The sequence below is a fragment of the Gaetbulibacter aestuarii genome (assembly GCF_039537665.1).
GTDB classification, from domain to species: domain Bacteria; phylum Bacteroidota; class Bacteroidia; order Flavobacteriales; family Flavobacteriaceae; genus Gaetbulibacter_A; species Gaetbulibacter_A aestuarii.
The window spans coordinates 1,611,580-1,628,462 of sequence record NZ_BAABAY010000001.1 but is presented as its reverse complement, the minus strand read 5'-3'; the positions used below and the strand labels follow the sequence as shown (position 1 = coordinate 1,628,462).

General features: G+C 35.5%; 16 protein-coding genes. 4 read left to right on the top strand and 12 right to left on the bottom strand.

All coding sequences use genetic code 11. The features are described from left to right. The first annotated feature begins 16 nt into the window (after positions 1 to 16). Positions 17 to 988, top strand: a complete 972-nt coding sequence (locus tag ABD682_RS07365) for a hypothetical protein (protein WP_344740467.1) — start codon at positions 17 to 19, stop codon at positions 986 to 988. A gap of 104 nt (positions 989 to 1,092) precedes the next feature. Here the strand turns inward: ABD682_RS07365 and ABD682_RS07360 are convergent, their stop codons facing one another. From ABD682_RS07360 to ABD682_RS07345, 4 genes are all read right to left on the bottom strand, one after another. Next, positions 1,093 to 3,324, bottom strand: coding sequence for a TonB-dependent receptor (locus ABD682_RS07360; RefSeq protein WP_344740466.1), 2,232 nt, complete (start codon positions 3,322 to 3,324; stop codon positions 1,093 to 1,095). A 27-nt stretch (positions 3,325 to 3,351) separates the two neighbouring features. Beyond that, entirely contained in the window at positions 3,352 to 4,674 is a 1,323-nt protein-coding gene (locus ABD682_RS07355) for a tetratricopeptide repeat protein (RefSeq protein ID WP_344740465.1), read from the bottom strand. Positions 4,675 to 4,752: 78 nt separating this feature from the next. Then, positions 4,753 to 5,232, bottom strand: a complete 480-nt coding sequence (locus ABD682_RS07350; RefSeq protein ID WP_395360588.1) for a DUF4331 family protein — start codon at positions 5,230 to 5,232, stop codon at positions 4,753 to 4,755. Between the two features lie 122 nt (positions 5,233 to 5,354). Further along, complete coding sequence (locus ABD682_RS07345; protein ID WP_344740463.1) at positions 5,355 to 6,005, bottom strand: DUF4331 family protein; 651 nt, start codon at positions 6,003 to 6,005, stop codon at positions 5,355 to 5,357. A gap of 154 nt (positions 6,006 to 6,159) precedes the next feature. On the opposite strand from ABD682_RS07345, the gene ABD682_RS07340 reads away from it, so the two are divergent. Further along, positions 6,160 to 7,335 (top strand): LETM1-related biofilm-associated protein, encoded by a 1,176-nt coding sequence (locus ABD682_RS07340; protein WP_344740462.1) that lies wholly within the window; start codon positions 6,160 to 6,162, stop codon positions 7,333 to 7,335. 6 nt (positions 7,336 to 7,341) lie between these two features. Here the strand turns inward: ABD682_RS07340 and ABD682_RS07335 are convergent, their stop codons facing one another. The 7 genes from ABD682_RS07335 to ABD682_RS07305 form a co-directional block, all read right to left on the bottom strand. Then, a complete protein-coding gene (locus ABD682_RS07335) occupies positions 7,342 to 8,097 on the bottom strand; it encodes a LytR/AlgR family response regulator transcription factor (protein ID WP_344740461.1) in 756 nt (251 codons plus the stop codon). 159 nt (positions 8,098 to 8,256) lie between these two features. Next, entirely contained in the window at positions 8,257 to 8,583 is a 327-nt protein-coding gene (locus tag ABD682_RS07330; protein WP_344740460.1) for a 2TM domain-containing protein, read from the bottom strand. Between the two features lie 50 nt (positions 8,584 to 8,633). Then, entirely contained in the window at positions 8,634 to 9,974 is a 1,341-nt protein-coding gene (locus ABD682_RS07325) for a 2TM domain-containing protein (RefSeq protein WP_344740459.1), read from the bottom strand. A gap of 20 nt (positions 9,975 to 9,994) precedes the next feature. After that, positions 9,995 to 10,618 (bottom strand): hypothetical protein, encoded by a 624-nt coding sequence (locus ABD682_RS07320; RefSeq protein WP_344740457.1) that lies wholly within the window; start codon positions 10,616 to 10,618, stop codon positions 9,995 to 9,997. A 222-nt stretch (positions 10,619 to 10,840) separates the two neighbouring features. Further along, positions 10,841 to 11,569: an energy transducer TonB gene (locus ABD682_RS07315; protein WP_344740456.1), complete on the bottom strand. Its 729-nt coding sequence runs from the start codon at positions 11,567 to 11,569 to the stop codon at positions 10,841 to 10,843. A 181-nt stretch (positions 11,570 to 11,750) separates the two neighbouring features. Next, the gene (locus tag ABD682_RS07310; RefSeq protein ID WP_344740455.1) at positions 11,751 to 13,904 is read right to left on the bottom strand and encodes a TonB-dependent receptor; all 2,154 of its coding nucleotides are present in this window, start codon (positions 13,902 to 13,904) and stop codon (positions 11,751 to 11,753) included. A gap of 473 nt (positions 13,905 to 14,377) precedes the next feature. Then, positions 14,378 to 14,851, bottom strand: coding sequence for an Hsp20/alpha crystallin family protein (locus tag ABD682_RS07305; protein WP_344740453.1), 474 nt, complete (start codon positions 14,849 to 14,851; stop codon positions 14,378 to 14,380). A 305-nt stretch (positions 14,852 to 15,156) separates the two neighbouring features. On the opposite strand from ABD682_RS07305, the gene ABD682_RS07300 reads away from it, so the two are divergent. After that, positions 15,157 to 15,654 (top strand): RNA polymerase sigma factor, encoded by a 498-nt coding sequence (locus tag ABD682_RS07300; RefSeq protein WP_344740452.1) that lies wholly within the window; start codon positions 15,157 to 15,159, stop codon positions 15,652 to 15,654. A gap of 4 nt (positions 15,655 to 15,658) precedes the next feature. Then, positions 15,659 to 16,294: a hypothetical protein gene (locus ABD682_RS07295; RefSeq protein WP_344740451.1), complete on the top strand. Its 636-nt coding sequence runs from the start codon at positions 15,659 to 15,661 to the stop codon at positions 16,292 to 16,294. On the opposite strand, the gene ABD682_RS07290 is transcribed toward ABD682_RS07295, so the two are convergent. Next, positions 16,283 to 16,873, bottom strand: coding sequence for a pseudouridine synthase (locus tag ABD682_RS07290; RefSeq protein ID WP_344740450.1), 591 nt, complete (start codon positions 16,871 to 16,873; stop codon positions 16,283 to 16,285). The genes ABD682_RS07295 and ABD682_RS07290 overlap by 12 nt on opposite strands. Positions 16,874 to 16,883: the final 10 nt, after the last annotated feature.

Sequence of the window (16,883 nt, the reverse complement as noted above, 5' to 3'; positions counted from 1 at the left end):
ACCAAATATTAATTTTATGAGACGCTTTGATCATTCTAAAACAGGATCATTCCCTTTTGTTTTATTTTTTCTGACCCTAACAGTCTTCCTGAATTTACAATCCTGTAAATCGGATAAAAAGAAAGACGACCAATCAAGTATGGAAACCGTAAAGCCTGAAGCAGTAATTAAGGTAACAACAACGAATATGAACTTTGATATGCCTGATACCATTCCCTCGGGATGGAATACTTTCAAGTATATGAATGAATCGCCGCAAACCCATTTTTTCTCAATAGAAAAATATCCCGAAGGCAAAACTATGGATACTATTAAACAAAAAGTGATTCCATTTTTTGATAGTGGTATGGACTTTTTAAACAAAGGTAAAAATGATGAAGCTATGGCCGAATTCGGAAAACTTCCAAAATGGTTCAGTGATGTTGTTATTTTAGGTGGTGTAGGTTTACTATCACCTGGTCGTACCGCTGAAACTACCACCTATCTGGAACCCGGAGACTACATCGCAGAATGCTATGTAAAAATGAGTAATGGTGTTTTCCACAGTTCCATGGGTATGTTTATACCGTTTACAGTGTCAGAAGAAAACTCAGAAATGAAACCACCGGAAGCAGATTACAACATTACCATCTCTAGTGAAGATGGTATAAATATTTTAGATACTGTTAAGCCCGGGGAACATGTTTTTTCCGTGTTTTTTAAAACCCAAATGGTTCATGAAAATTTTGCCGGTCATGATGTAAATCTAGCCAAGGTAAATGATAGTACTGATATTGGAGCTTTGAATAATTGGATGAATTGGGTAGATCCTAAAGGTTTAATTGAGCCGGCTCCAAAAGACGTTACTTTTATGGGCGGGGTAAATAATATGCCGGCTGGAAGTAAGGCTTACTTTAAGGTCAATCTTACCCCCGGTAAATATGTATTAATTGCAGAAGTTCCAGATCCTATGGGTAAAAATATGCTCAAGGAATTTGAGGTGAAATAATCATTAAAAATGGAAAGTGCCCAATCGTAGTGCATTGGGCAACTTTCCGTCTAACAAACCTAACCAAAAAATAGTATTCAGGTTAAACTAAAAAACTAACTAATTCAAAATTTTAAGGAAACACGAGCTCTTAACGCGAATGGTGTTCCCGGTGTAAAATGTATTTCTTCGATTGGGTTATCCTCATTTTCCAGCTTGGATAAGGTTGCGAATTGCGTTTCATTCCATGCGGTATTAAAAATATTTTCTATAACAACTCCAAATGTCATATTGTTTACTGCATAATTTAGATTTAAATCGGAAATAAAATAACCCTTTGCTACGATGGAATAGGTCTCATTTGCAGGTCTGTCATCAATATAACGATAGTTTAAACTCCCGGAAAAACCGTGTAAATTTTTAACTGAAATGCCTCCTGTAAAAGTTGCATGGGGAGCCAGTGGTATATAATTCTCATTCTCAGGAGCATCCAAATTTCTAGCTCTGGTTACAGTTAGATCTGAATTGAAATACAACCAATCGGAAATCTGATAACGCAGCCCCAGATCAAGGCCGAAACGTTCTGAGCTTCCACTAGGCTCTACAATACCTGCATCACCTACATAAACAAACTCCTGTTCTGAAAACAAATACCATAAGGCAGCGTTGATAATTATTTTAGAAGACGGTTTCCAAATATTCCCAAAATCTACCCCATAAGCCCGAGGTAAACTGTTTTCTTGAAGATTGGTAACCACAACACGCGTATCGTTTGAATGAAACCCAATACCCGATTTTAAATACCATTGTAAATTATTTTTCGGGTTATAGTAGAAATTCAATTTTGGGTTAATCACAAAAGCTGTTTTTGATAAGGTCTCACCCGAATTTGACAGTTTATCATTGTAAAGGAAATTAAAATAATCTAACCGAATTCCAGAGGTCACCTTAAAATTTCCCAAACTTAAGTTAGCTTTAATAAAACTAAAACTATTGGACTGACCAATATCTCCAAGTTTTATGCGCTGATTTAATGTTGTTCTATTGATTGTTTTTGATAGTTCAGAATTGTTCGTTTTATCATACCTTAAACCCAATCCATATTTAAGTGTTAATGGGCTATCCTTCAAATAAGTATTGGTTTTAAATGTTGCATTAAAGCCATAGATATCACGCGTTTCCTTTTGCCTTATCTGATCGCCATTTAGCGGATCTTCCAGAAAAAAAGTGAAATTGGAATAAAGTATAAAATCGTAATTAATGTAGAACACATTCGCTTTTAACGAGGTGTTATTTTTTACTTGTTTAGCCCATTCTAAATTTAAATTCGTTCGAGCTGTTTCCCCTCCCTCTGTATCATCGATAGCTCCAAATCTGGAAATTTGACCTTGATCAACAGCACGCTGAGGTATTTGCCCCGAGGCATCCCAACGACTTGTAAACCTGGATACTGAAAAAGCAAGCTTGTCATTGTTGGGTGCATAGAAACTATATTTTCCAAAAATATTGAGGCGGTTAAAATTTTGAGGTGAATCGAATGGACCATCGGACTCTAAATATTCTATTGCAGCATAGGCATTATCACGCGCTTCATCATCCAACAATTGAAACATGCCCAGCGTTCGTAAACTATTGAACTGCCCCAATCCAAAAGAAATAATATTTTCATCTATACTATTCTTCGTTGCGAAATTTACATATCCGGCGGTATTAAAATCGCCTTCCTCAGCATCATATGGTCCTTTACCAAAATCTATTTTATTTATGGTTTCAGGAATTAAAAAATGCAAGTCACTATAACCCTGACCATGAGCATGCGATACCATATTTACCGGCATACCATCAACTTTAATAGATATGTCTGTTCCATGATCCAGATCGAAACCTCGTAAAAAAAGTTGTTCTGCCTTTCCACCACCGGCATGCTGACCAATGATTAATCCCGGCACTTTCCTTAAAATATCTTGAGATGAATTCACAGGGTTTATGTTCAATTCTAATTTTGTAATTGTATTGAGGGTATTGACCTCCTGAGCAATAACCAGTTCATCCAGTTGAAAAGCCTTCTCCCTTAAAACTATAGTTATGGGATCCTGACTCGTTTCCAGACGAATGATCTTGGATTCATAGCCCAATAATCCAACTTTTATAGAATCTTTTAACTCTGTTTCCCTTAAACTAAACTGACCGTTTTCTAAGGAGTGCGTGTGAGTTTTTGAGTTAATATTATAAATGTAAGCATATTCCAAAGGTTTATTTTGCTCATTGAAAACCACACCTTTTAACTCTTGACCGAAGGTAAAAAACCCCAGAAAGTACAAGAGAAAAACCAGGAATTGCTTTATAATTGATTTCATCGAAAAGCGATTTGGGTGAAAGAAATATTACATGTTTTGGATTTCTTTGGCTACAAGAGGCCCTAGTTCAAATGCGCTGGATTCTAATTCTTTCTTGAGGGCCTTAGCCTTCTCTAATCTACCATTAGCTTTATAAACCTCGGCCAAATGAAACAATACATGAGGTTCAAATGTTTGTCCTGCAACATATTTTTCCATAATATCCAAGGCTTCTTTAATATCACCACGATTAAACTGACTCCAGGCCAATAGATCGTATGACTCCGGTGTTGGACGATTATTAATTTCAATATGAGCAATTTCTAAGGCCTTTTCAGATTCCATTTTATTATCGGCATATAACAACACATTATATTTGTTGTACATATTTCCGTAATTCGTGTCCTGAACCGCTTTTTTATACTTTTTAGTGTAATATTCCTTTAACTTAGAATCTGATTTGTAATCGGCTATTTCAGCTTTCAACAAATAATAACTTGGTGTTTGATTTTTTTCAGTGATATGGTCTAAAATTCTTAACGCTTCATCTGGGTCTTTTTCATAAGAATAAACGATCCATGCGATGCCTTTTTTTGCATAGGCGTCATTAGGATCAATTTCCAAAGCCTTTAAATAATGTTCGTACGACTGTTGGATTTTACCTGCATGCCCATAGAAATCTGCTAAATTTGTATAGATCCATTGTTCTATAGAAGGGATATTAGAAGCAACTCCAATAGCTTGAGCCTTTTCCATATACTTGATGGCAGCATCCAGATCACCACGATGGTCGGACCATTTGGCCAGACGGATCAAATAATCAAAATCGTTTGGATCGGTAACCTTATCAAGATAACGCTTGGCTTGGGTATAGTTTCCCAATTCCATATAAACATCGAACAACATTTTTTGGGTAGATTCCATTCCGGACCCAATCATTTCGGCCTTTTTCAAAAGAGATAAAGCTTCTTTGAACCGGTGTTGAGAAACATAATTGTGCGCCAAAGATTTTAAATAGCCCGGGTTTTTATATCCGGTAGCTTCGTTGGCTTTAAGCAAATTTTTCTCTGCTTTAATGAGATAATCAATCGTTCCTGTTTTGCTGAATAATTTGGATTGAGATGCTGCAACTTTAACTAAATAAGGAAATTGTTCTGGTTCTTTTTCTAGCTTTTTTTCCCAAAAGGAATAATCTTCCTTCGTTCGTTGCAACACCTCATCCTTTGGTAGTGTTAAATATGCCTCATAATCAGCTTTATGTGTAATCTGTTTTTTTTCATTGTTACTATTGCAGCTTGATAAAAGCAGTAGAACGAGGCTATAAAGGGTAATACAAATTGGTACTAATTCTTTTTTATTTAAAGCTTTCATAATAATGGTTTTTTGTTAGGTTGTAGGTTAAGATTAAAAAATACCAGGGCACAAATTATGCCCTGGTATAAGGGAGAATTACCATGGTGAGGCTAAGTAAGGAAATGAGGTCAAAAAGGCTTTATCATTCATATCTACATGATCATCGGATAAGCCTGGATTTTCGGTAAAGTCTTCACCTCCAAAAATCAGTAAAAGTTCAACAGTAATAACGTCATCGTTCAATGCCCGACCGGTTAATACATTCGTGCCATCGTAAAATGTTGTCGTTCCGTCAAGAGAAACATTTAACACATCTGTTGCAAGTACGCCTGTAAATGCAGCAGCGTCAAGACCTAATGCATTTTGATCTCCGGGTTGTGAATAAGCCGGACTCAAGGCTTCCAAATTTGTTTGGAACATGCTTTGAAATGCAGCATTTTGTTCTGAAGGAATTGTTACGTTAAAAAGATCTTTGTTTTCACCAGATGTAAATACTGTATTTACTGCCGGTCTTCCCATTTGATCCTCCTGAGAATAGGTTCCGGAAAAATCAATAGGCGTTGGATTATTTGTCATGTCATCACCCAGATTCGTACAGCTCAAGGCTGAAAGTGCTATGGCCGCAGTCAGGGTAAGTATTTTTATATTTTGAATAGATTTCATAAGTCGTTTTTTATTAATTAAATGTGTGTTGATTCTTATTTTCTTTTAGATTCTACCCAGGTATTGATGGTTCCAGAACCTCCAATCATGGCTTTTGGTACTTCTACCACTATAGACATCACGTTGGTTCCTGCGAACGTATCCGATCCGGGATTGTTAAAGCTTGAAGCCATACCACCAATGATTTCAGAATAGCGGGCAAAATCCATAAAGAAGGGATCATCCCTTGGTCCGGCAAAAAATTGCATTCCACCATAACTGCTTACTATGGCTTCAGAACCGTAAGGTGTAATAGCTACGACTCCGGCATTGGTAGCCGTATTTTCAATAACACTATTTAATCCCGTTTGTGAAGGAGCAACAGGTCCGAAGAAATACATTTTTCCATCTCTTGGAATGGCCTGGATTACCAGATCTTCAATATTATCACCAGTATTATCAATGTTGAATTCTACCATGACGTTTTCATCAAAAGCAGCATCGCCTGTTTTGGCCGGACTTAAAAGTCCCTGAACATTGGCTACAAATACCAAATTGCTGGTATTTTCTCCCTGGAAGGCATAAAAATCTGTAATATCACTACTACCACCTTGTACGGCAGGCGCATCAATATGATCGGCAGCGACCATAAAGAAACCTGCTACTGCAGTTATTCCAAGGCCAATTAAAATTTTAAATTTTTTCATTTGTTTGAAGTTTTTAATGGTTAATTTATTTTTGACTTTCATGCATACCTACGGAAAAAAGAAAATAGCGGTTTTGTTAAAGTTTTGTTAAAATGAAAATGAGCCCTTATTCAATAATAAGATTTATCTTTACCCCTAATTAGATTGTTTGCCTATGAATCCTTCAGCCCAAGGTTGGATAAAAAAACTACGAAACGACATTCCAGATAACGACAAGTTGTTTTTATACAGTCTTGAAGATTTCTATGACGCCTTGCGTGCCTGTGGCTTTATTTACGGAAGTAATTTGCATGTTGTAGCGCACCGAATCTCTAAACAGGACCTAACGGAAGAGGAATGCTGTAAGGTTAATTTGTGTCTTTCATTCTTGCATATTTATCATCATTACAAAACAGAAATTCCTTTTGTAGATAGTGTTATTGGGTTTTATAATGCTATCAATGCGCTAAAAACCTCCATTTTTGACAGTCTTTTATCGGAGAAGAAAACCAGTGAACAGCTCGAAAAAATAATTCATAAACGGGTTCAGATCGATGCCAATGTACTCACTAAGAATTTTAATTATTTTATTGTAAATGCACTTCTTTACATTGATGTATTGGCTTATAAATATTATTTGAAACACGGTACGGTTACAACAGATTATTTAAAGCATCTTGAAGCGGCTATAGCTGCTATTTCTTTGGATGTTCTCTTATCGAAAAAAGAAAAGAACGCCTACGATGAAAGTTTGATAAAATTATTTGAATCTTCTCTTCGGTATCAGGGTGAAGAACCCTTAAGCTTTGGCGAAGCTGTTAAATTTATTGATACCCCATTAAAAAAGTTTTACATCTTGGATCTTGCGTGTATGGCAAGTTGGGGTGATAACGTTATAGATGAAAAAGAACATCACTTTTTAAAATTATTGGGTCGTAGTTTGGAGCTACCCGAAACCAGAGTGGAGCTTTCTATTAAAATGATCAATGCATTTTACAAAGAACACAAGGATAATATTGCTCTTTTAAGTTCTAAGAACATCGTTCAGAGTTTTTATGATAACTCCAGCAAAATGGTGGTAAAACTCATTACCCGAAATAGTAAGCGTTTGTACCGTGAATTGAGAGACAGCAAAGAATTGATGGTATTGTTGACGCAATCTACAGTGCGCGATCTGAATCCTGAGGAACAAAAAAAGGTACAGGAGCAATTATTGGATATTTTCAAGTCGATACCAAGCTTGGCCATTTTTATGTTGCCCGGCGGTGCTTTGCTCCTACCCCTGGTTATTAAATTTATTCCAAAATTATTGCCCTCGGCCTTTGATGAGAACAGGATTAATGAGGAATAAGTATTTCTATTCCAGCCAATTTTTAAAATCCTTAACCCGTTCCCGAGCCACAATAATATCCTGATCCTTATAGCTATGCAATTTTACGAGCAAACGAGAATTGGAGTAATTTATAATATCTGAGATAGCATTGATACTGACGAAAAAACTGCGATTTACTCTAAAAAAAGTTTCCGGTTCTAAATCGTTCTCCAATTGATCCAGAGTGCCATCGAGCAAATAATTTCTACCAGATACCGTGTGTAAATAAGTTCCTTTATTTTCACTAAAGAAACATTCAACCTCGGCGGTAGAAATGAGTTTAAGATGTTGCCCAACTTGTACCGAAAAGCGTTTTTTGTAGGCTCTGTCTATCGGGTTTATTAGAAGTTTCTTTATTTCATTAAAATCTACCGTTACGGGTTGGTTTTTTGGTGTACGTTCTTTGTATTTCTGCACCGCTAAAACGAGTTCTTCTTCTTCAATTGGTTTTAACAAATAATCGATACTATTAAGTTTGAAGGCCTGCAGCGCATATTCATCGTATGCCGTCGTGAAAATAATTGCACTCTTGATCTCGATGGTTTCAAAGATTTCAAAAGAAAGTCCATCGCTTAACTGAATATCAAGGAAAATTAAGTCGGGATGTGTATTCGATTTAAACCAAGTTAAGGCGTCTTCAACGGAATGTAGCATGGTATGTACTTCCATACCTTGTTTTTCCAACATACGCTGTAAACGCCGTGCTGATGGTTTTTCGTCTTCAATGATGATCACTTTCATCGGTTGGTTTTTAGAGTTGCGTTAGGCCTGCCTGCCGATAAGCAGAGATTGAGGCAATATCTTTTTTTATAGTTTTCTATGTTTCCGGGTTTTTACTTTTATCAAACATAAAAAGATTTAGCGGAAAGCCCGACCTGCAGGGTAAGGCCCAAATTAATATTATTCCCAGTTTTTTCGTTCTTTTTCCATAAACTCTTTCATTTTTCGTTGTTCCCACGATTTACTAAAAAAGATGTTCTTCCCGAAAACACGAAGCCCGTGAAAACTGAGACCGATACCCCAGAAAAAGGCGGTGGTAAAGGTTGAAAAACTCCAGAAATCCTGGTTGCCCTCACGGGTAAATAAATAGATGAGAAAAACGTTCACAACCACGTACCAGAAGAGATGCCAGTAAAAGCCTTTGATCTCTTTAACGCGTTTTTGAGCCCTGAAATAGGCGTCTTCACTTTTGTGTTTTGAGGTGAATTTTGAATCTTGTATTTCCATGATGTGTCGTTTTTTTGACCTGCCTGTCGGAAGGTAGATTGATTATTTTATTATTCCCATTTGGTTTCTTCTTCCTCTTGCATAAATTGTTGAATTTTACGGTCTTCCCATGATTTACCAAACATAGATCGATCTATAAAAACGCGGTAAGCATTTATGGTTAGTCCTAAGCCCCAGCCAAATAAGGGAAACCAAAACCATTGATAATCCCAGGAGGTTCTATAGTTTATCCAGATCAAAAATGGGATAACCAGACAATAGGCCACCAGACTATAATAAAATCCTTTAAGTTCTTCGACGTACTCGCGAGCCCGCACGTAATTGGCTTCTTTTTGAAATTGTGAATAATTTTCCATGATCGTTATTTGTTTAGAAAGCATGGGTATTGCCACGGCAAACTCCTGCGATTCTTTAATAATTTTTACTTTTTTGTTGGTTAAAAGGTTGTAGCGTTGTTTAATATTACTTAATCCTACACCACTGCTCTTCTTTAAAATTTGTTTGGGCTGTAAATTATTTTGGACTACCAAATAGCCGTTTTCTTCATAAATTTTGATATGAAGTGGTTTTTTGGAAGTTACCATGTTGTGTTTTACAGCATTTTCCAGAAGCAATTGTAAAGCTAGTGGCACTACTTTGCTTTCAGGATTTTCGGCTTTTTCGGGCATTTCAAAAATGATGCTGTCTTCAAACCGCATCTTAACCAGAGACATGTAGGTTTTGGCAAAATCGAGTTCTTCATCTACGGTTACAAGTTCTTTGTTTTTCTGTTCCAGGACGTAGCGATAAACCTTGGATAATGCGGTTGTAAACTTTTGAGCGCTCTCTGTATTTTCTTCGATTAAACTGCTCAGAACATTAAGACTATTGAATAAGAAATGCGGATCTAATTGATTTTTTAAAGCATCGAACTTGGCACTAGCTGTGCCGGCGATAACTTTTTGTTCTTTAATTTTATTCTGTTGGTAACGATTATAAAAATAAACGAGATGAAAAATAGCTACTATAATAAGCGTTACCACCAGTCCGAATTTATAGTACACTAATTTTTCACCACTTAAAAACTCTCTAAAAGACTCTCCGTAAAAAATGTAATTTGTGGTTGCACGAAGAACAAACAAGTCCAGAAGGGTGATGATAGTAGATCCAAAAACGCCAATAACTATACGCCATATGATTTGGTTACTTTTCCATCGGAACCGTTTTAATAATTCAAAAAAATACCCGTTCGAGTAACCAATAACAAAAGAATACAGTTGATAAACTAAAAAACTAATTAAGGCTTCATTAAAATTTTGATATTGAAATCCCCCACGGTAAATATTGGCAACCACAAAAATAGCGCATCCTATGAGGAATGAGATGACAATATTTTTAATGAATTTAGGCATGATTAATTAGGATTATTATATTATTTTTTACAGGTTCCAAGGAGTTGTTTAGCTCTATTTTCTCCCCAATTAGGATAAAAAGCAGACTCAGGTTTAAATTTAGCAAAAAGTTCTAAAGCATGTTCTACATCCTTACAATATGCTTGCATATCTTCCCCAAAATATTGGGCTTTACCTATATTCCATTCTGCTTTGCAGAACACTACTCTGGGGTTATCCGGTGCCAACAATTCTGCTTTATTATAAAGCTCTGCTACTTTCCCGGATAGTAATCCACCGTAAGTTGCACCGTCATAAGCTATCCAGGCGGTGTGTAACATGGCTTGTAACACCATAAGTTCAGGATTATTTTTTGATATTGCTGTTGCGTCATTGAGATAATCCTGAGCTTTATTTAACTGCAAGGTCATCTTTTTTACATCGGTTTCTCCGAAACTATTAATAATATTAATTTGTGAAGCATAATAGTACGGTAACCAATTATTTTTTTCAGCTTGTGCTATACGCTCAAAAATATTTATTGCTTGAGCACTATCACTTCCCCACAATTCGAAAGCTTTTTGCATACCTTTTTCATAATTAGATTGAGCATTCACATTTCCAATACAAAGTAATGCAGCGATGATAATAACAGATTTTTTCATTGTTTTAAATATTAGTTTGATTCTACATTTATTTGAAACAAAGATGCATCGCCGATATCTAATATTAAAAACAGACTTTCTGAACTGTATTTTTTTAAGGATGAATTGTTGTTTTCTAAAATATTCATATTACGATCTTGTTCTTTTTAAAACAAAAAAAGACCCAAAATACAGCACGTTATTTTGGGTCTTGTATACAAGTGACTAACTCTACTCAAAAATTTATTGTGTGGCAATTCTAAACATTACAGGCAACGCATAAGCTACATTCACCGGTTTTCCGCGTTGGGTTCCGGGTTTCATTTGTGGTAACAAACTTATGATGCGTTCGGCTTCTGCTTCTAGAACTTTATCCGGTCCGCGAGATTTTATTTTAACCGCTTTGCCGGAAGAATCGATAGTGAATATTACCGATACGCGACCTTGAATTTGCAACTCCAGAGCAGCTTCAGGATATCTGAAATTTTTGGCCACGTGTGCCATCATTTTTTCCTGAAAACAATCTTTAGCCTTGGCGTTACTCAAGCCCTCACAACCGGGAAATATAGGTACTCGCTCGATTACGGAGAAGGGAACATTTACTTCTTCTTCTATTTTTTCAACTTGAACTTCATCAACATTAGGCACATATTCAGCAATGGCATCCTCTTGTCCAACTTCAGTACTTTCAATAATGGTTTCTTCAATATCTTTTGTGTCTTCAACAATGGTTACATTCTCCTGAATAGCAGCAGGAGGTGGTGGTGGCGGCGGTGTGCTGGCATTTACAATAGGAATATCTTCCTCAATTTCATTATCCATGTTGATAACATCGACAACAACATCATCTTTATCGTAAGTTTTAAACTCAAGTAAACGCCAGGATAGAAATAACATAATGTTTAATCCTATAGCGAAATAGATACCGCTATTTCGGGCAACATCTAATTCTGGATTTTTTTTAGCTCTCATGATTCTGAAATTTTCTTTTAGCATTATAAAATTATCAGATATAGTGCTTATTAACTATGACAAATATCATGTTATCCATTTCACGAGATGTACCAAAAAATTATCTGATGGCTCGTTTTTATCCTGTTAAATAAGTTATGCTGATGTATTTTTTGAAAAATCAAGTTAACAAATAACGCAGTTATAGATTATCCAGTTGATTTGATTTCTTATCGTCGCTAATGGTCCAGAAAAATCCAACAAAAAAGAATTGATCTGCTGAAGGTCGAAGAGCACGACGATTAAAATTCCCTTGGCTATCCGGAGAATTGCTATATTGATAACCATTAATGTTTTTAGAACCCAAAACATTATTGATAGAAGCGTAAAGAATTTTTTGAGAACTTACTAAATACGCCCAGTTTATACTTAAATTCGAATATCCTTTGGTCTTATCATTCAAAATTCCCGGAAGATTGGGGTTTGTAAAAGTTCTTCCGCTCGCCAGAGCAAAGGTAAATCCAACCTGACTCCGCCAATCGTTTATCCAATACTTACCTACTATAGAAAGGTTATGCGTATTGGCATATGGTGGTATTTCCGGTTGTAAATAATTTTTATAATTGCGCTCTGTATCCAAAAAGGAATAACTCAACCAATAATCAAGATTTTTTACACTTTTGTTATCTCTCCAAAACAGATCAACACCCCTGGCAAAACCATACCCTCCATTGGTATAATGACTATTATAAACAGCCAGATCTGAGTCATACTTTATAAGATTATTATAAGATTTATAATATCCTTCGACCCTAAAAATCTTACCTTGAGCATTATACTGATAATTTAAAATATAATGGTTCGTGTTTTCCGGTTTTAAATCTTGATCATATTTTAAAATTATACTTGCAGGATTTTGATAAAATTTTCCAAAAGCCAGGGATAGTTGCCCGTTTTTAGATGTTTTATAAGCCATCGATACCCTGGGAGCCAGGTTTAACCTATCGAAAATAGCGCTGTAATCGGCACGGATCCCAGTCTTAAATGCCAAATTTTCAGATATAAAATAATCGGCTTCGGCGAATGTCGCTGCAATATTATTTTCAAACCCATAGTTTGCATTATTTATTGATTCATCCGCATAATTCTCTTTAAAGTCAGTCAAAAAATATTCACCACCAAAATTAAGTTTGAATCTGTTATTGAACCGCTTTTTGAATTTTAGTTTAGCATGAACTGAGTTTTCATGATCTCGAATACTGCTTTTAATAATGTTTAAACGGTTTATGGCATTAGTATAGCTTAAACCCGTTTGAAAGGACCAACTTTCATTTATAAGGCCTTTATATGAAGCATTAAAATATAAGTTTTTATTATTTAGTTTGAAGTAAGCGGGTTCCTCTAAATTGATATCTTCCTGGGTTAACTCAAATTGAGTCGTATCAAAAGCGCCATATATTTTCAATAAACCAGTGTTCGTTTTTTTTCTGTAAACAGATTCTCCTGAAGCTGTTTCAAAAGGTTTGATCCAGTTATTTCTACTGGTAAAAATGGCGTTGTATGGCGCCAAATTGATATATGAGACATTAAAACTTAAGGAACTTCGGTCTCTTTTTTGGGTGTTTCCTAAAGACGCCCCTACACTCATGATCCCGATATCCGTTTTTTCCTGATCAGGTTCGTCTATGGTATTTAAAAGTAAAACACTGGAAAGTGCCTGACCATATTCCGCTGAATATCCGCCTGTTGAAAATGTTATCCCATCAAATAAAAATGGAGAGTACCTTCCCCTGGTAGGTGCATTATTTGTAGTTGGCGCATAGGGTGTAAATACTCGGATGCCATCTATAAAAATTTGAGTTTCATTGGCATCACCACCGCGAACAAATAATCTGCCATCTTCAGCAACGGTTGTTGTGCCCGGTAAGGTTTGTAAAGCCCCAACAAAATCGCCCAAAGCACTGGCTGTAGTAACAACATCTAAAGGTTTTAGAACACTTACTTTACTATTATCGCCTGCTGAAAATGTCCCTGCTGATAATACAACAGCATCCAGATTATTAACATCCTCCCGAAGGAGGATAACTAAATTCTGCATTTTATTTATTTCAGTTACAAGTCTGTAGGTTTCGAAAGACAAATAGGAAATAACAAGAGTTTGGATGCCTTCATCTGAAGCATTAAACTCAAAAAAACCGTTAGCGTCTGAAGTCGTGCCACTGTAAGTACCTTCTAAATACACATTGGCGCCCTCAACAGGTGTATGGTCACCGCTCAAAACTTTGCCACTAATAGTGGTTTGGGCTAAACTTTGTAATGCTGAAAAAATGAGAAAAATCAGGCTTAACTTTTTCATGATTATGAAATTTTCTGTTCGCTTTAGGGTTGTTTTAAAAAACCTAAACTTTGATTGATTGATAGCACAAAACTGGCTCCTAAGTCTGATTTAGAAAATTTTAATGAACCGAATTGTAAAATTTAGATGATGAATTGTTTTATTTGAAGTACTCCCTTGATTTTTTTGGTTGCATTATAATTGCATGTTTAAAAAAGGGGATTTCCAAAGAGACTTATAGCTATGTGCTAATCTTTTAACATTTTCTCATTATGGGGATAATCATTAAATAAGGAATAACATTGAAACACGTTATAATCAAATTATCTAGATATTTTGGAACCATTCCAATAAAATGGTGTTTAATCCTAAAACAAAGAACATCAAAACGTTGTATTTAGAAATTGAGCTTGTTAATTGTTATTCCACTTTGGGATACCATCATAAAAAAACCGCCTAAGTGGCGGCTTTCAGGGTTTTAAATTATTTTTAAATTATGAAATCTTAATGGTTCGTGCAGGTTTGCGTTTGGCTTCTTCACGCTTTGGAAGATGAATGACCAAAATACCTTCATCATATTTCGCATTAATTTTGCTATCATCTACCGATTCCGGTAAGGTAAAGGTTCTTTTAAAAGAAGAATAACCAAACTCTCTTCGGGTGTAGCCCTCATCATCGTCTTCATGTTGACTTTCAACTTCGGCAGAAATTGATAACAAATGATCATCTAAATTAATGTCAAAATCTGATTTTTTCATACCGGGAACTGCCATCTCTACAATAAAAGCATCAGCAACTTCCTTGATATTTACTTTAGGAAGCGATATACCCGTATTGAAGTTAGACGAAAATAACGAAGGAAAATCATTCATTGCAAAGTCGTCAAACCATGATAATGACGGGAAGCTAGAACCTGTAGTTTTGTTTGCTAAACTTCCGTTTTTCTTAATTGTTGCTAAACTAGTCATTGCAAAAAATTTTTAGGTTAAACTTAATTTTAAATTTAATTACTTTACTAGTAATCAGTTCTTTATATACAAAAAAAATACCAAAATAAAAGTGTAGATAAAACTGAAAAAAATTTAATAATTATTAACAAAAACCTGACATTTTTACTTCCTTTTTAAGAAATTTTCAAATATCAACGCTTGTAATTTTGACAGTTTACTGCCAAGTTTATAAACCAAATTTTATATTTATTTTTATAAAAATAATTTGAGTTGTGTAACAATTTTAATTCAAAGACTACCTATCTGGTAGCTAACTATCATCCTTGAAAAAAGAAGAAGAACAACGTTTCGTAGCATTACTGGAGGAGCACCAAAATATAGTTCATAAGGTGTGCCGATTATATACCAATAACTACGAGGCTCATAACGATTTGTTTCAAGAAATTACCATTCAACTTTGGAAGGCCTATCCTAAGTTTCGTGGTGATTCAAAATTTAGTACCTGGATGTATCGTGTTGGCTTAAATACATCTATTACCTTATACCGAAAGTCGAAACGTCGTATTTCCACTCAGGATTTCGATAATGTAGCTTTCAAAATAAAAACAGAAACCTACGACGACACGGAAGAACAACAACTTAAAGCACTCTATGCGGCCGTTAGAAATAATCTGAATGACATTGAAAAAGCATTGGTTTTCTTGTATTTAGAAGACAAAGATTACAAAGAAATCAGTGATACTCTGGGGATTAGTGAAGTAAATGCCCGAGTTAAAATGAATAGAATTAAAACAAAGCTTAGGACGCTTTTAAATCCGTAATGCTATGGATGAATTAGAATTATTGAAAAAAGACTGGAATAAGTCTGATGACCATCACAAAAAACTGTCGGGTAAAGAAATCTACCCCATGTTACACAAAAAATCGTCATCCACGGTAAAAATGCTGTTTTACATCAGTATTGCCGAATTATTTTTATGGATTATCATTAACACGATTCCATATATCATTTCAACGGAGTACAGGGAAAAATTAAATGAAGTTTACGCCAATGAGACCTTAATGACCTGGCTTACCATAGTAAGTTACGGTATAATTTTGCTCTTTATTTATTTACTTTTCAAATCCTATAAATCCATTTCGGTTACAGACAATGCTAAGAAACTTATGGAAAGTATTTTACGTACCCGAAAAATAGTAAAATACTATGTACTCTATAATTTGGTAGTTGCCGGAATCTCTTTGATTTTCGGGTTTTATCATACAATACACTACGATCCTGCTATTGCTGCAGAAATAAAGGATTTTTCAGACAAACAAATGTTTATGGCTTATGTAATCATGACTGTTTTCAGCATTCTGTTTATCGTAGTGATCTGGCTTTTCTATAAACTCATTTATGGCCTGCTTTTAAAACGCCTGAATCGAAATTATAAGGAATTGGGAAAATTAGAAGTGTAGATCCTCAAGTGATTTTACCTCACCAATTTTCATAGCTCCAATTTTATAATTACCAATCCTGACCCGCACTAAACGCAAGGTTGGAAAGTCAACAGCCGAAGTCATTTTTCGAACCTGACGAAATTTACCTTCCTTTAAAGTTATCGATACCCAGGAGGTTGGGCCATGACGATCATCTCGAATTTTTTGTTCTGCCGGAGGAATTTCAGGCTTATTCGTTAATTTAAAAACCTCGCAAGGCTGAGTTTGATATTTTTTACCATTGAAGCCAATAATAACCCCTGTTCTTAATTGCTTAATGGCATCATTTGTAATCTCGCCGTCTACCAAAGCATAATACTCTTTTTCAATACGCTGGCTGTTCACATAATTGCTCATTTTTCCCGAAGTGGTCAAGAGCAATAATCCTTCAGATTTTTCGTCTAACCGACCAATAGGCATCAGACCTTCCGGAAAGTCATATAATTCACCCAAAAAACGTTTTCTACGCTGCTGTTTAGAATTGCTGTAAAACTGGCTCAGCATCCCGTAAGGTTTGTATATTAAAAAGTGTTGATCTGATGCCGTTTGAAATGTCATACCTGATTTT

Bases quoted from the DNA above. Each gene is read 5' to 3' on its own strand.
- ABD682_RS07365 (WP_344740467.1), top strand. From the start codon at position 17: ATGAGACGCTTTGATCATTCTAAAACAGGATCATTCCCTTTTGTTTTA.
- ABD682_RS07360 (WP_344740466.1), bottom strand. From the start codon at position 3,324: ATGAAATCAATTATAAAGCAATTCCTGGTTTTTCTCTTGTACTTTCTG.
- ABD682_RS07355 (WP_344740465.1), bottom strand. From the start codon at position 4,674: ATGAAAGCTTTAAATAAAAAAGAATTAGTACCAATTTGTATTACCCTT.
- ABD682_RS07350 (WP_395360588.1), bottom strand. From the start codon at position 5,232: ATGACAAATAATCCAACGCCTATTGATTTTTCCGGAACCTATTCTCAG.
- ABD682_RS07345 (WP_344740463.1), bottom strand. From the start codon at position 6,005: ATGAAAAAATTTAAAATTTTAATTGGCCTTGGAATAACTGCAGTAGCA.
- ABD682_RS07340 (WP_344740462.1), top strand. From the start codon at position 6,160: ATGAATCCTTCAGCCCAAGGTTGGATAAAAAAACTACGAAACGACATT.
- ABD682_RS07335 (WP_344740461.1), bottom strand. From the start codon at position 8,097: ATGAAAGTGATCATCATTGAAGACGAAAAACCATCAGCACGGCGTTTA.
- ABD682_RS07330 (WP_344740460.1), bottom strand. From the start codon at position 8,583: ATGGAAATACAAGATTCAAAATTCACCTCAAAACACAAAAGTGAAGAC.
- ABD682_RS07325 (WP_344740459.1), bottom strand. From the start codon at position 9,974: ATGCCTAAATTCATTAAAAATATTGTCATCTCATTCCTCATAGGATGC.
- ABD682_RS07320 (WP_344740457.1), bottom strand. From the start codon at position 10,618: ATGAAAAAATCTGTTATTATCATCGCTGCATTACTTTGTATTGGAAAT.
- ABD682_RS07315 (WP_344740456.1), bottom strand. From the start codon at position 11,569: ATGAGAGCTAAAAAAAATCCAGAATTAGATGTTGCCCGAAATAGCGGT.
- ABD682_RS07310 (WP_344740455.1), bottom strand. From the start codon at position 13,904: ATGAAAAAGTTAAGCCTGATTTTTCTCATTTTTTCAGCATTACAAAGT.
- ABD682_RS07305 (WP_344740453.1), bottom strand. From the start codon at position 14,851: ATGACTAGTTTAGCAACAATTAAGAAAAACGGAAGTTTAGCAAACAAA.
- ABD682_RS07295 (WP_344740451.1), top strand. From the start codon at position 15,659: ATGGATGAATTAGAATTATTGAAAAAAGACTGGAATAAGTCTGATGAC.
- ABD682_RS07290 (WP_344740450.1), bottom strand. From the start codon at position 16,873: ATGACATTTCAAACGGCATCAGATCAACACTTTTTAATATACAAACCT.